This is a genomic window from Vibrio sp. Vf1514 (genome assembly GCF_052076135.1).
Classification (GTDB): domain Bacteria; phylum Pseudomonadota; class Gammaproteobacteria; order Enterobacterales; family Vibrionaceae; genus Vibrio; species Vibrio furnissii.
The window spans coordinates 728,162-742,111 of sequence record NZ_CP197267.1 but is presented as its reverse complement, the minus strand read 5'-3'; the positions used below and the strand labels follow the sequence as shown (position 1 = coordinate 742,111).

Here is a 13,950-nt window from a genome sequence, read left to right as displayed (position 1 = left end):
ATTAAAGCGTGTACGTGTACGGCGCTTGGATGCCCAGAGGAATCCCCATCGCCCAATACGCCAATAGGAACAGCGTCCAACCAATCAACATCGCGATCGAGAATGGCATCATCAAAGAGGCCAATGTGCCGATCCCGGTCGACTTCACGTAGCGTTGGCAGTACACCACCACCAGCGGGAAGAACACCATCAACGGAGAAATGATGTTTGACACGGAGTCACCCACGCGGTACGCCGCTTGAGACAACTCAGGAGAAATCCCCACCGCCATCAGCATTGGCACCAAAATAGGACCAATCAGCGCCCACTTCGCCGACGCCGACCCGACCAATAGGTTCACCATCGCAGTCAGTAAAATCATGCCGACAATGGTCGCTTCACCCGGAAGATTCAGAGTTTTCAGCCCTTCAGCACCGTACAGCGCCAGCATTGTACCAATGTTGGATTGACCAAAAGCAGACAGGAACTGCGCGCAGAAAAACGACATCACAATGTACGCGCCCATGGTCGACATGGTGCCCGACATCGCCTTGATCACGTCATTGCTGTTTTTAAACGTACCGGACACACGGCCATAGACGATGCCAGGGATGATAAACAGAATGAAAATCAGCGGCACGATCGACTTCATGATCGGTGCTGAAAACGCCGTAATTTCACCGTCTGGGGAACGCAGCGCTGAGTTTTCTGGCCATAAGGCCGCGACCAAAAGTGCAATACCCAGCAGCATCGCACTGCCAGCGTAACGAAAAGCTTTTGATTCGATGGCGCTAAACGAGCCTAAATCTGGCGCGTCTTCGGCATCTTCATCCACGGGCATGCGTTTTAGGCGCGGTTCAATCACGCGCTCAGTCACATACCAGCCAATGGCCACGATGATAATCGACGACAGACCGGTGAAGAAAATGTTCGCCAGCGGGTTCACTTGATACGTTGCGTCCAGTACCTGGGCTGACGTTTGAGTAAAGCCTGCGAGCAGCGGGTCGATCCCCGACGGAATAAAGTTGGCAGAAAAACCACCCGAGACACCGGCAAATGCCGCCGCAATGCCCGCCAAAGGATGACGCCCGGCAGCGTGGAAGATGATACCGCCCAATGGAATCACCAACACATACCCCGCATCAGCGGCGGTATGCGACACGATGGCCACCAAGATCAGCATCGGCGTCAGCAGTTTCGCCGGCGTGTAGTTGAGCATTTTCTTCAGGCCCGTGGTAATAAAGCCTGAGGAATCCGCAACGCCAACCCCAAGCATGGCGACCAGAACAATGCCAAGCGGAGCAAAACTGGTAAAGGTGCTCACCATGTTGGCGAGAAAATGAGCCAGTGATTGCCCGGTCAACAAGTTGTTGATCTCAAGGACTTCACCCGTACGTGGGTTCACCAGATCAAAACTGACATTCGACAGCAGTGCAGAGGCAACCCAAACGATCACCAACGCCCAGAAAAACAGAATCGCCGGGTCTGGGATTTTATTGCCGGCACGTTCGATAAAATTAAGAAAACCATCCATGCGACTCGAATTCGCCGGTGGTGTAGAGTTTACGGCTTGGTTACTCATCGGTAACTCCTGACAGATGTTGTTGCTTACGGCCTTAGTAATAGATGTCGGCTTGGCCTGCCCACGTCACACAATTCGTGTGTGCATGCGATCCATTCACACGCGAACACATAACGCTACTAAGCATTCTATTAGACCGTCCTTTAACAAGCACAAAATTCCAAACCGATTGAAACATCTAGAGACACATTTTGTATATTAGCTATATTTTAGCAACATAATTCAAACAACAGCTCAGCAAATGAGAAAACAAAATGCTAAAAAAGTGGCCAAAATCAATCTATCGAAAAGAGTTATTGATGGTATTGATTGTATCGTGATACGGCAGTTTGCAGCTCAATGCTTTGTGACTGGCCTTGTCGATCCAACCAAGACGCCGTGATGACAACCGTTTTTAACGAACCCGACACCGTCGCAGCGGGCACCTGCCAACTCAGCGCGTATCCCGGATGAGAGAAGTCCTCTCCACTGACAATATCAGTGTCAAAATCAGCCTGCGCCCATGACGGTGAAGCCGAAGAGGCACCGTGGGTGCGAAACCATTCCAGTTGCTGCTCTGCAAGGTTAAGCGCCTGCACGCTGTGCAGCGCAAAATCAGCGCGCTGCTCAATATACGCTTGCAGTTTCACTAATCCCAATGCCCCCACGCCGATCAAGACAAACGCGATCATCACTTCAATTAAACTAAATCCCCGGTGTTTACTGCCCATGCCACGATCCTTGTTGCCATTTGAATTGACGAATTTTATTGAGCGGCACCTCGATCGCATCACGGTTAAACGAGAAGTTCATCGACGCCGTGAACACCGCATACGTACCCGGCGCATCCATTACATAGCCTCCGGTGGGGAAAAACGCACCATTTTGAAAATATGCTGTGTTTGACACTGACACGGCCGGCACAACATCAGGATCGTGATCCACTACACCCGCAAGGTTTGTGGTTTGGGTCGTATTGAGCGACTTCCACGCATCTTCACTGGGTGTGAAATCCGGCGAGCCATCATCAGCGGCCGAGATAAAGTGATAAATCATGCCTTTGAACGTGAGTGAACCATGCGTCGACAGCAAGCCGTTGTGCACCACCAGAATCACACCGTCCAACGTTGAACTAGCCCCATCAATGGCCGTACTGACCGCTTCGAGGTCATCATCATCCATGTGACAACTGCCATATATCCACAAGAGATCGTGACCAGCACTAATCTGCTGCGCAATTTTATCGCCACAGTCACTCACGATCTCGGGAGTGGGAAGCGCACTTTGATCCATCAGCATTTGACCATTGCCGTCAACTAAACTCTCATTGGCAATTTTTTGAAAATGGCTATCGGCCATCACTTCAAACCAATCACTGCGCGGCGCACCAAATAAGTCTTCAAATGGGGTTTGACCGCTATCTTTGACAAAATCACGCTTCAGCCCTGTGGGCGTCGAAGCCCCTGTCGCAGTGAGTTCAGTCAGATAATCAGGGTGGCAAGATTGTCCAAGTGGATACCCTTCATAAGGCAAATCCGAATTCAACAAGCCATCATTTTTTAGGGCACCATTCACCAGAAAATCTTGGCTGTAACGCAACATGGTGCAGCCCCATTGACTCTCCCCCAGACTCAAGCCAGGGTCGGGGCGCATCGCCATCCCGCCTGCAAAGTAGAGATTGGAGGTCGCTTTCAACACGCCAGAGGCCGGCGCTGGATAACGAATCGTTTTACTCAGTTGGCTGTAGCCATAGGTTGCGGTGACGGCCAACTGCCCCGGTGCGGGCGTGTGATACCCAAAGGCCACGTCGGGACAATCGGCATAACTGATGGCCGATGGCAACGCGTGCTGAGTCTGCGTCAGACTATACACACACTCCAATCCACCTTCGGCGCGCCAAAATTGTTGTTTGGCTTTGACTTCGTTCTGCGCACGTTTGATTTGGAAAAACAGATGTTTATACATGCCGAGCGTCACCACTAACGCCACCGACAGGAGAATCGATGTCAGTAACAGTGTGGCAACACCGCGTTGAGAATGGCTTGTCATTGCCAGTTCCTCTGCTGAATGTGAAAGGAAAGGGATTGGCTGACGCTGGGATTCTGAGTTAACGCCGCCGTGAGTGAAACCGTCGTCACGGCGCCACTCGCGCGGTCGGAAACTAACGTTTCGGTGCGTGCGCGAAACGCTATAACGGAGATCTGGCGCGCATCAAACAGGGAATAACAATTCCCGCTAAATCCAGAATCTGCTGCTGATGCCACACTCAATGGCGCGGGCTGCTGTTTTTCACACAGCTTCAACTCCATCGTGCCGCCTGCGGCACTTTGCTGACGATAGACCACATTGCGATACGCTGATGATGCACCAGACATCACTTGATACACGTAACCCAGCAGAGGCGGCGCCGCTTCGGTGTGCACGACACGAGTAGCACCAGACAGTAAGACCGATTTGCGCTGCACGCCACCGTAACCGGCTTGATACAGATCTTCCTTCATCACTTGCAACACGTTGGTCATGTTTTGCAGCAACAAAATTTCCTGACTGCGTTGCGCGGCACTACGCTGGCTGGAGATAAACACCGAACCGACAATGCCAAGCGCCATCGCACCAACCAGTGCTGCAATCATAAACTCAATCAGCGACGCGCCGCCAAGGCGCCTAGTTGCATTTCGGATAGCCATACACCGCTCCTTGTTCACCGCACACGATAATGCGGCTGGCACCAAATGACGTGCTGAGTTTCAATTGCTGAGTGGCATCGGCGACGGGCGAAAAAAACAGACTGCCGTTTTTGACCTTGCCGCGCACGCCATCAAATTTCACTTGATCAGAGCTGAAATCCGACGTGACCTTGATATGGCGAAATGGCTGCCCACTCATCACCAGCAGCGCGCTGCCCGCGCTCACCGAATCACTGTCGTTGAGGATGATTTGCCATAATCCGGTGCTAGATGGATTGCGGTCCATCACGATGTGCGCCCATAAATCCTGATTTCGAAACACCGCTTCGGATTTTGCTTGCTGTAGGAAGCCTTGCAATTCAGACGCTAAGGTTTGCATCTGATGTTGCTGCGAAAAGCGCTGAAAATTTGGCGCAGCAAAGGCCAACATCGCCGACAATACCGCCACCGTGATCAGCAGTTCCAATAAAGTAAACCCGCGAACCATTTCCCAAAACCTTTTGCAAACAATGAGATGAATGTGAATCAACTTGCACCGATGCTAGCAGTATCCACAATAGAGGCAGGCAGATTCAGGGAAGTAATGGAAATGATTCGAACAAATCGTTGCAACAGGCGGCAATCCCATTCGTTGGGTATGACACTGATCGAATTAATGATCGCGGTTGTGATCGTCGGGGTGTTGGCCAGCATCGCCTACCCGGCCTATACCCACCATGTCAAAGAAGGTCATCGCAAACAGGCCATGGCCAATATGGCGCGGATTCAGCTTTATCTAGAAGAGCACTACAATGGTGCTTACAGTACCAGCGGAGTGATCTCGGCGGGTACGTGTACCTTGTGTGATGGGGATAGCGATCGCTACACTTGGTCGGTGACACTCAGCAGCACAGGTTATGTGATCACAGCAACGCCGCAAGCTGCGAAAGGGCAAGATCAGGACCAATGTGGCGACCTTGGGTACAGCAAACTGGAACTCAGTAGCAACGGCACCCGTTCACCGGACGCATGCTGGCACTGATCCCCAGGCACAAAAAAGCCTGCGAACGCAGGCTTTTCTCATTCAATGTGAATGGCGCATCATTAGCTGGTTAAGTCATCAAAGAACTTCTTCACGCCATTGAAGAAACCTTCAGATTTCGGCTTGTGCTTGTTCGCCGCTTCGCCGCCGCACGATTCTTCCAATTCACGCAGCAACTCTTTCTGACGCGCGCTCAGTTTCACCGGAGTTTCTACCACCAGTTTGACGATCAGATCGCCGATGGCGCCGCCGCGAACACTTTTCACGCCTTTACCACGCATACGGAACATGCGGCCCGTTTGCGTTTCTTCCGGCACTTTCAGATTCACACGGCCATCAAGTGTTGGCACTTCCACTTCACCACCCAATGCCGCCATCGCAAAGCTCACTGGCACTTCACAGTACAAGTTGTTGCCGTCGCGTTCAAAAATGTGGTGCTCTTTGACGTGCACTTGTACGTACAAGTCGCCCGCTGGTGCGCCCATTTCTCCGGCTTCGCCTTCACCCGCAAGGCGAATACGGTCACCCGTATCCACACCGGCGGGAATTTTCACGTTGAGCGTTTTGCTCTTCTGTTTACGGCCTTGACCATGACACTCGTTACAAGGGTCTTTAATGATCTTGCCTTTACCGTGACAGGTTGGACAGGTTTGCTGAACCGCGAAGAAGCCTTGACGCATCTGCACTTGACCGTGGCCATGACAGGTGCCACAAGTTTGCGCCGACGTGCCTTTCTTCGCACCGCTACCATCACATGCTTCACAGTGCACCAGTGTTGGGACTTCAATCTCTTTCGAGCAGCCGCGTACCGCTTCTTCCAGCGACAGTTCCATGTTGTAGCGTAGATCGGCACCACGTTGTGGGCGCGGCGCACCGCCACCACGACGACCACCACCGAAAATGTCGCCAAACACATCACCAAAGATGTCGCCAAAATCCGCACCGCCGCCGCCAAAGCCGCCACCACCGAAACCACCGCCGCCTTGTTCAAAGGCTGCGTGGCCGTATTGGTCATAAGCGGCTTTTTTCTGCGGATCCGTCAGAATTTCATACGCTTCTTTTACTTCTTTAAACTTATCCGCAGCGCTGGCATCACCCTGATTGCGGTCTGGGTGGAATTTCATCGCCAGGCGTTTGTACGCCTTCTTAATATCACGCTCAGAGGCATCACGGCTAACGCCTAATACTTCGTAAAAATCACGTTTTGACATGTTCTAGATCACCAATCTGTTACTGCAAACGGTTCTCGCTGTACTTAGCGCCGCTTGGTGTTTTGTATCGATATAGATAAAAAGTGCATCTTTCTTAGCTATAGCGATAAAGCTGACAAACAGACGGGCGTAAGAGTTTCCCCCAACGCCCGCATCAAACTTCGAGTGTCCTTTTCAACAAAGGACGAAGGTGAAGGGCTTGAATTCTCTCAAATTCAAGCCTTCGATGACAATCAATTATTTCTTGTCGTCTTTCACTTCTTCAAACTCTGCGTCGACCACGTCATCTTCTGGAGAAGCAGACTGTTGGCCAGCGTCAGCACCTTGTGCTTGAGCTTTCTGCTGAGCGATTTCCATCAACTTTTGAGAGGCCGTCATCAATGCTTGAACTTTCGCATCGATTTCTGCTTTATCTTCGCCGCGTTTCGCTGTTTCCAGCTCACTGATTGCCGCTTCGATTTTCTCTTTTTCGTCTGCTGGCAGTGCGTCACCCGCTTCTTCAACCTGCTTACGAGTTGCGTGGATCATCTGGTCAGCTTGGTTACGTGCAGTCGCTAACTCTTCGAACTTTTTGTCCGCTTCTTTGTTCGCTTCTGCTTCTTGAACCATTTTTTCGATTTCTTCGTCGCTCAGGCCACCCGATGCTTGGATCGTGATGTTCTGCTCTTTACCAGTTTGTTTGTCTTTCGCTGATACGTGCAGGATACCATCCGCATCCAGGTCGAAAGTTACTTCGATCTGAGGCATACCACGTGGTGCAGGCTGAATGCCTTCTAGGTTGAACTGACCCAGCGACTTGTTGTAGTTCGCTTGTTTACGTTCACCTTGCAGAACGTGGATCGTTACTGCGTTTTGGTTGTCTTCTGCAGTTGAGAACACTTGATTCGCTTTGGTTGGAATCGTGGTGTTTTTCTCAATCAGTTTGGTCATCACACCGCCCATGGTCTCGATACCCAGAGACAGCGGTGTTACGTCCAGCAGCAGCACGTCTTTCACGTCGCCTGACAGTACGCCACCTTGAACCGCAGCCCCCACAGCGACCGCTTCATCAGGGTTCACGTCACGACGCGCTTCTTTACCAAAGAACTCAGCCACTTTTTTCTGAACCATTGGCATACGAGTCTGACCACCCACCAAGATAACGTCAGTGATGTCGTTTACTGATAGGTCAGCGTCAGCCAAGGCGACTTTCAATGGTTCCAGAGAACGTTGAACCAAGTCTTCAACCAACGATTCCAGTTTCGCACGAGTCACTTTGATGTTCATGTGCTTAGGACCAGTTGCATCCGCAGTGATGTAAGGCAAGTTCACATCAGTTTGCTGTGCTGAAGACAGTTCGATTTTCGCTTTCTCTGCCGCTTCTTTCAGACGCTGCATCGCCAGTGGATCGCTCTTCAGGTTGATGCCTTGTTCTTTGTTGAACTCGTCAACCAAGTAGTTGATCATGCGGTTATCGAAGTCTTCACCACCCAAGTGAGTGTCACCGTTGGTTGCCAGTACTTCGAAGGTTTTCTCGCCTTCAACTTCATCGATTTCGATGATTGAAATATCAAATGTACCACCACCCAGGTCGTATACTGCGATCACGCGGTCGCCGCCCTGTTTGTCCAAACCATAAGCCAGTGCAGCTGCAGTTGGTTCGTTGATGATACGTTTTACTTCAAGACCTGCGATACGGCCGGCATCTTTCGTTGCCTGACGTTGTGCATCGTTGAAGTAAGCTGGCACTGTAATAACCGCGCCAGTGACTTTCTCGCCCAGGTAATCTTCTGCAGTTTTCTTCATTTTTTTCAGAACTTCTGCTGAAACCTGAGGCGCAGCCATTTTTTGGCCTTTCGCTTCTACCCACGCATCGCCATTGTCTGCACGCACGATTTTGTAAGGCATGATTGAAATGTCACGCTGTACTTCTTCGTCTTCATAACGACGACCGATAAGACGCTTAATTGCAAATAGCGTGTTTTCCGGGTTGGTTACAGCTTGACGTTTTGCTGGCTGACCAACTAGCGTTTCACCATCTGTGTACGCAATTACAGAAGGGGTTGTACGCTCACCCTCTGCGTTCTCGATTACGCGAGGTTTGTCGCCGTCTAGCACAGCAACACATGAGTTAGTAGTACCTAAGTCAATACCAATGATTCTACCCATCAGGCTATCTCCGAATAAATTCTATGTTCGTTTTGCTATACCCCTAATGTGGGGATGGAGAATCGGGTTTCAATCCCCGCTCACAAACAAAACTGTGTATGTTTGCTTCTCGTATGCCCCATAGATAAGGGCGACAAATACCTTTTCAAGGGTAAAAACAAAAAAAGTTTGAATTTTTAGTAAGAAAAAAGCGAAGCCTTGGCTTCGCTTGGATAAATAGAGGTCAATTTCTGCCTTAACGCGATTCTGTCGCCAGCTCAGCTTGCGCGTCATCTGCGGTTGCCAGTTCCCCTTCACTCTTCGCCACGATGGTGTTCACAGCGGTATCTCCCACCACGTTTGACGAAGTACAGAACATGTCATTGATACGGTCAACCGCCGCAATGATCGCCAATCCTTCAGGTGGCAGACCCAGTTGGTGCAGCAGCACGCCCACCATCACCACGCCACCACCCGGAACACCGCCGGCACCAATTGACAGCAACAGAATGGTTAAACCGAGGGTAAAGATGTCTGCCGAGTTGATCGGCTGACCAAAGGCGTTCGCAACAAAAATCGTTGCCAGCGCAATATAGATAGACACACCAGACATGTTCATGGTCGCGCCCAGCGGCACACCAAAACCCGCGACAGACTTAGACACTTGCAGCTTTTCAGTCAGCGTGCGCATGGTCACCGGAATGGTTGCATTCGAGCTGGCCGTCGACAGAGAGAACAGCACCTGTTCACGAGTCGCGCGCAAGAATTGTTTGGGTGAAACGCTCGTCGTCATCCCCACAACCATTGGGTAGAAAACGAAGATCCAGAACACCAACATCGCCACCACCAAGGCCACGTATCCCGCCACCGACATCAGCGTGTGTGCATTTAAAGTTGCACCCAGTTGCGTCATCAGCGCGAACACACCGTAAGGCGCGAGGCTCATCACCAAGCCCACCAGCTTCATCATGATTTCGTTGGCTAATTTAAAGGTACGAATCGCAGGGCCACCACGTGAATCCAGCGCCTGAATCGCTAACCCCGTCAAAATAGCCATAAAGATGATTTGCAGCATGTCGCCATTAGCAAACGCTTGTACTGGGTTGCTTGGCACAATGTTGACCACCAGCGAGAAAATATCCGGCGTTTCGGTCGTTGTGAGTTTCACCGCTTGAGACACAGTCCCAGCCAAGTTCGCATCCGCACCCGGTTGGAAGATCATGCCGACGGTCAGTGCCGCTGCAATCGCAATGACGGTGTTGATGATATAAAGTGCAAAAGTTTTAGTGCCTAAACGGCCAAAAGCGGAGATGTCTTTTAGATCAACGATGCCACACACGATGGACACATACACCAGTGGCACCACCAGTAACTTGATGAGCGAGACGAACATGCCGCCTGCACCTTCTGCGGCACCTAATAGATACACGTCGAACAGGGAAACACCCTGAAACAGGTATTGAATGGCGGTCCCGAGAACCAGGCCAGCAAACAAGCCTAAAAAGATTTTCGATGAGAGCGATTTATCCATCGTTCTACTCCAGTTTGTTGTGTTGAGTATTTATCGTTATAAAGTCGTTTATGTCACCAAAGGTGCTAAACGTCCGCGCATCATACACACAGCGATAACAATCAGAAGTATTTATTTACAAAAATGTTACATGGCGCAAATTAGAACATTTACTAAAAAACAACGATCTCAACAGGATTTATCTCTAACCAGCTGTTTCATAAGCTATTCAGGAATACCTAACAACACTAATTAAGCCATCCCTGATACACCAAGCATTCCAACGTGTTTTTCAAACAAAAAAAGAGAGGCATAAGCCTCTCTTTTCATACACAGCCGGTAGATTATTTCGCTACCATCACCATCGCAGGGCGTACGACGCGACCATTCAGCTCATAGCCCTTTTGCATCACAAACATCACGGTGTTTGATGCGTGATCGGGACTTTCCTGAATCGACATCGCTTGATGGAATTCTGGGTTGAATGCTTCGCCTTCTGGGTTGATCTCTTTGAGGCCAAATTTCGCGACCGCATCCACAAATGTTTTATGTGTCAGCTCCACACCTTCCAGAATCGGTTTCACCACCTCGTTCTCACCATCCGCAGCTTGAATCGCACGTTCCATATTGTCCAGCACGGGCAGCAGCTCTTCAATAAAACGGCTCAGCGCATATTTACGCGCTTTGTCGATCTCTTGTTCGCTACGGCGGCGCATGTTTTCAACATCAGCACGAGCACGCAGTACCGCATCCTGTTGCTCCTTCACGCGCTCTTCACTCGTTAGCAGTGCAGCTTCTAACTGAGCAATTTTCGCTTCCTTTTCATCAAGCTCGTCTGCGTCTTGATTCCAATCGATATCAGCATCAGTGCCAACGGCTTCCGCTTCTACTTCAACCGCACCTTGTTGCAGCTCTTCGTCTTTGATCTTATTTTCTTCGTTGCTCATGATATCTCCAAAACTCTCGACACTTAATGTGCTTAGGAGTTGAAATCTCTTAGTTTCCTGACACAAAAATTCGCATAAAAGCGTAACTTGCCTTTATTATGGGGATGAAGAATTCTGATTCAAGCCTAATTCGGTTGGAAAACTTATGAAAAACCCGTTTGACGTGATCGCCATCATCGGAAAACCGAGAGATCAACAAGCGATTCAGACACATAAAGATCTTTATGATTGGTTAACGTCTCTTGGTAAGGCCGTGTTCATTGATGAGCGACTGCGCGAAATTTTGACCGAGATCCCATCAGACCATTTCGGCAGCCTGATTGAACTGGGAAAAAAAGCCGATCTCGCCATCGTGGTTGGCGGCGACGGCAACATGCTTGGCGCTGCTCGCGTGCTATCGCGCTTTGACATTTCGGTGATCGGCGTGAACCGAGGCAATCTTGGCTTTCTCACCGATCTCAATCCGGAAGATTTCCAAACGCGGCTGGCCGATGTCCTAAACGGCAACTACATGGAAGAAGAACGCTTTCTGCTCGAAGCCGAAATTCATCGCCATGGCCAAGTCAAAAGCCACAATGCAGCGCTCAATGAAGCAGTGCTGCACCCGGGCAAGATTGCGCGCATGATTGAATTTGAAGTTTACATCGACAACAACTTCGCGTTCTCTCAGCGTTCCGATGGCATCATCGTCTCAACCCCGACCGGTTCGACGGCGTATTCGCTCTCCGGCGGCGGCCCCATTTTGTCGCCAAGTCTCAATGCCATTACCTTAGTCCCCATGTTCCCTCACACCTTGTCTTGCCGCCCATTGGTGGTCGATGGCAAACGACGCATCAAGCTCATCGTGTCTCCAGACAACCGGGGAACGCAGGAAATCAGCTGTGATGGTCAGGTGTCGTTGTCGGTCTCTCCGGGGGATGAAATTCATATTTATCAAAGCCCGAACGTACTGCGACTGATCCATCCTGAGGACTACAGCTACTACCATGTCCTGCGGAATAAACTGGGGTGGTCGAGCAAGCTATTTTGAGTTTGCTCACACTTTATTTCGCCACCTAAAAATTTTCACCTGGGCAACTTTACTGTATAAAGAAACAGTATATACTGTTTTCTTATACAGTATTGTTCAATTATACAGGTGCAAAAATGCTGGCCCATTTAAGTGTGAATAACTTTGCGATTGTGAAATCTCTGCAGCTTGAGCTGTCAAAAGGAATGACCACGATTACCGGAGAAACCGGTGCAGGTAAATCCATTGCGATAGACGCGCTGAGTCTGTGTTTGGGTGGCCGCGCAGAAGCCAGCATGGTGCGACAAGGGGAAGAAAAAACCGAAGTCAGCGCCGCCTTTGTTCTGGATAACAATATTCACGCCACTCGTTGGTTAGAAGATAACGATCTCTTGGATGGCAAAGATTGCATTCTGCGTCGTACCATCACCAAAGATGGCCGCTCACGAGCATTCATCAATGGCAGCCCGGTGCCCCTGTCGCAACTCAAATCCCTCGGTCAACTGCTGATCAACATTCACGGTCAGCATGCGCATCAACAACTGATGAAACCGGAATATCAGCTCGCGATGCTGGATCAATACGCCGGCCACATCGACCTACTGAAAAAGACCCGCCTCAGCTATCAAGGGTGGCGTCAAGCCAATAACCAGCTCAAGCAAATGAGAGAAAATAGCCAGCAGAACCTGGCGCAATTGCAGTTGCTGGAGTATCAGATCAAAGAGCTCAATGAGCTGGCGATTGGCGAAGACGAATACGCCGAACTCGAACAAGAGCACAAACGTTTGGCCAATAGCGGTGATCTGGCGATCAACTGCCAAAAAGCCATCGACCTTTTGTACGAAGGCGACGAAGTGAATGCACTCAGTCTGTTGCAGTCCACCAGTGCCACGTTGATTGAACTGGCAGAATTGGACAGCAAACTCGGCACGCTGCCAAACATGATTTCAGATGCCATAATTCAACTCGAAGAAGCCAACAGTGAGCTGCGTGGCTACCTCGACAGTATTGATGTTGACCCTGAGCGCATGGCGTTTGTGGAAGAGCGTTATTCACGCATCATGTCACTGTCGCGCAAACATCACGTTTTACCCAATGCGCTGTATCAACATCACCAAGATTTGCTGCAACAAATTGCGCAGCTCGATTGCTCAGAAGAGAAAATGGATGCATTGGCTGATGAAGTGGACGCGAAGTATCAGTTGTTTGTGACCGCAGCAGAGAAACTGAACAAATCGCGCAGCCGCTACGCCAAAGAGCTTGATAAGCTCATCAGCCAAAGCATGCACGAACTCAGCATGGAACATGCGCAGTTTAAAATTGACGTATGTAACCAAGGGGGGCCTTCTCCGCTTGGCTTTGATGCCATCACCTTCTTGGTCTCCACCAACCCCGGCCAGCCTTTGCAGCCAATTGCCAAAGTGGCCTCTGGTGGTGAACTGTCACGGATGTCACTTGCCATTCAGGTGATCACCGCACAGAAAGTCGATACACCAAGCCTCATTTTCGATGAAGTGGATGTGGGGATTTCAGGCCCAACCGCCGCTGTCGTCGGGAAAATGCTGCGCACGCTGGGCGAGTCCACGCAGGTCTTGTGTGTCACGCACTTACCCCAAGTGGCAGGCTGTGGTCACAACCAATTGTTCGTGGCAAAACAGACCAAAGGCGGCAAAACCGAAACACAGATGGTCAAACTCGATCACGAACAACGAGTGGCAGAGTTGGCTCGTTTACTAGGCGGTAGCCAAATCACCGAATCGACTCTGGCGAATGCTAAAGAGCTGCTGGTTGCTGCCTAGCGCACAAAAAATGAATTTTTTGTTCACGCTTTGCAACCTAATTCAAAATTCGTAGTCTCAACAAGCTCAGAGGACACGGGATGTTTTTACATCTGCCCT

The 13,950-nt window shown here is 50.3% G+C and carries 12 protein-coding genes; 3 read left to right on the top strand and 9 right to left on the bottom strand.

The window, feature by feature from the left end:
* Nucleotide 1 precedes the first annotated feature (1 nt).
* The 5 genes from ACS18Q_RS03490 to ACS18Q_RS03470 form a co-directional block, all read right to left on the bottom strand.
* On the bottom strand, nucleotides 2-1,561 hold the full coding sequence (locus tag ACS18Q_RS03490) for an AbgT family transporter (protein ID WP_055467120.1): 1,560 nt from the start codon (nucleotides 1,559-1,561) through the stop codon (nucleotides 2-4).
* Nucleotides 1,562-1,854: 293 nt separating this feature from the next.
* Complete coding sequence (locus ACS18Q_RS03485; protein WP_206982310.1) at nucleotides 1,855-2,271, bottom strand: type IV pilus modification PilV family protein; 417 nt, start codon at nucleotides 2,269-2,271, stop codon at nucleotides 1,855-1,857.
* Nucleotides 2,261-3,589 carry a hypothetical protein gene (locus ACS18Q_RS03480; RefSeq protein ID WP_441257385.1) on the bottom strand — a complete coding sequence of 443 codons (1,329 nt, stop codon included), beginning with the start codon at nucleotides 3,587-3,589 and terminating at the stop codon, nucleotides 2,261-2,263. The genes ACS18Q_RS03485 and ACS18Q_RS03480 overlap by 11 nt, the downstream gene beginning before the upstream one ends.
* Complete coding sequence (locus tag ACS18Q_RS03475) at nucleotides 3,586-4,227, bottom strand: PilW family protein (RefSeq protein WP_441257384.1); 642 nt, start codon at nucleotides 4,225-4,227, stop codon at nucleotides 3,586-3,588. Before ACS18Q_RS03475 ends, ACS18Q_RS03480 begins: the two co-directional genes overlap by 4 nt.
* Complete coding sequence (locus ACS18Q_RS03470) at nucleotides 4,205-4,714, bottom strand: GspH/FimT family pseudopilin (protein ID WP_441257383.1); 510 nt, start codon at nucleotides 4,712-4,714, stop codon at nucleotides 4,205-4,207. Before ACS18Q_RS03470 ends, ACS18Q_RS03475 begins: the two co-directional genes overlap by 23 nt.
* A 96-nt stretch (nucleotides 4,715-4,810) precedes the next feature.
* On the opposite strand from ACS18Q_RS03470, the gene ACS18Q_RS03465 reads away from it, so the two are divergent.
* On the top strand, nucleotides 4,811-5,248 hold the full coding sequence (locus ACS18Q_RS03465) for a type IV pilin protein (RefSeq protein ID WP_441257382.1): 438 nt from the start codon (nucleotides 4,811-4,813) through the stop codon (nucleotides 5,246-5,248).
* Nucleotides 5,249-5,310: 62 nt separating this feature from the next.
* Here ACS18Q_RS03465 and dnaJ read toward each other — a convergent pair whose 3' ends face one another.
* From dnaJ to grpE, 4 genes are all read right to left on the bottom strand, one after another.
* Nucleotides 5,311-6,459, bottom strand: a complete 1,149-nt coding sequence (dnaJ, locus tag ACS18Q_RS03460) for a molecular chaperone DnaJ (protein ID WP_055467115.1) — start codon at nucleotides 6,457-6,459, stop codon at nucleotides 5,311-5,313.
* Nucleotides 6,460-6,696: 237 nt separating this feature from the next.
* A complete protein-coding gene (gene dnaK / locus ACS18Q_RS03455; protein ID WP_143679317.1) occupies nucleotides 6,697-8,607 on the bottom strand; it encodes a molecular chaperone DnaK in 1,911 nt (636 codons plus the stop codon).
* A gap of 235 nt (nucleotides 8,608-8,842) precedes the next feature.
* The gene (locus tag ACS18Q_RS03450) at nucleotides 8,843-10,117 is read right to left on the bottom strand and encodes a dicarboxylate/amino acid:cation symporter (RefSeq protein ID WP_055467114.1); all 1,275 of its coding nucleotides are present in this window, start codon (nucleotides 10,115-10,117) and stop codon (nucleotides 8,843-8,845) included.
* 323 nt (nucleotides 10,118-10,440) lie between these two features.
* The gene (gene grpE / locus ACS18Q_RS03445) at nucleotides 10,441-11,043 is read right to left on the bottom strand and encodes a nucleotide exchange factor GrpE (RefSeq protein ID WP_055467113.1); all 603 of its coding nucleotides are present in this window, start codon (nucleotides 11,041-11,043) and stop codon (nucleotides 10,441-10,443) included.
* A gap of 145 nt (nucleotides 11,044-11,188) precedes the next feature.
* Here grpE and nadK point away from each other — a divergent pair, with 145 nt between their 5' ends.
* On the top strand, nucleotides 11,189-12,073 hold the full coding sequence (gene nadK, locus ACS18Q_RS03440) for an NAD(+) kinase (RefSeq protein WP_158141036.1): 885 nt from the start codon (nucleotides 11,189-11,191) through the stop codon (nucleotides 12,071-12,073).
* 116 nt (nucleotides 12,074-12,189) lie between these two features.
* On the top strand, nucleotides 12,190-13,851 hold the full coding sequence (gene recN / locus ACS18Q_RS03435; protein WP_441257381.1) for a DNA repair protein RecN: 1,662 nt from the start codon (nucleotides 12,190-12,192) through the stop codon (nucleotides 13,849-13,851).
* Nucleotides 13,852-13,950 lie beyond the last annotated feature (99 nt).

Coding starts and splice junctions, on each gene's coding strand:
- ACS18Q_RS03490 (WP_055467120.1), bottom strand. CDS start 1,561: ATGAGTAACCAAGCCGTAAACTCTACACCACCGGCGAATTCGAGTCGC.
- ACS18Q_RS03485 (WP_206982310.1), bottom strand. CDS start 2,271: ATGGGCAGTAAACACCGGGGATTTAGTTTAATTGAAGTGATGATCGCG.
- ACS18Q_RS03480 (WP_441257385.1), bottom strand. CDS start 3,589: ATGACAAGCCATTCTCAACGCGGTGTTGCCACACTGTTACTGACATCG.
- ACS18Q_RS03475 (WP_441257384.1), bottom strand. CDS start 4,227: ATGGCTATCCGAAATGCAACTAGGCGCCTTGGCGGCGCGTCGCTGATT.
- ACS18Q_RS03470 (WP_441257383.1), bottom strand. CDS start 4,714: ATGGTTCGCGGGTTTACTTTATTGGAACTGCTGATCACGGTGGCGGTA.
- ACS18Q_RS03465 (WP_441257382.1), top strand. CDS start 4,811: ATGGAAATGATTCGAACAAATCGTTGCAACAGGCGGCAATCCCATTCG.
- dnaJ (WP_055467115.1), bottom strand. CDS start 6,459: ATGTCAAAACGTGATTTTTACGAAGTATTAGGCGTTAGCCGTGATGCC.
- dnaK (WP_143679317.1), bottom strand. CDS start 8,607: ATGGGTAGAATCATTGGTATTGACTTAGGTACTACTAACTCATGTGTT.
- ACS18Q_RS03450 (WP_055467114.1), bottom strand. CDS start 10,117: ATGGATAAATCGCTCTCATCGAAAATCTTTTTAGGCTTGTTTGCTGGC.
- grpE (WP_055467113.1), bottom strand. CDS start 11,043: ATGAGCAACGAAGAAAATAAGATCAAAGACGAAGAGCTGCAACAAGGT.
- nadK (WP_158141036.1), top strand. CDS start 11,189: ATGAAAAACCCGTTTGACGTGATCGCCATCATCGGAAAACCGAGAGAT.
- recN (WP_441257381.1), top strand. CDS start 12,190: ATGCTGGCCCATTTAAGTGTGAATAACTTTGCGATTGTGAAATCTCTG.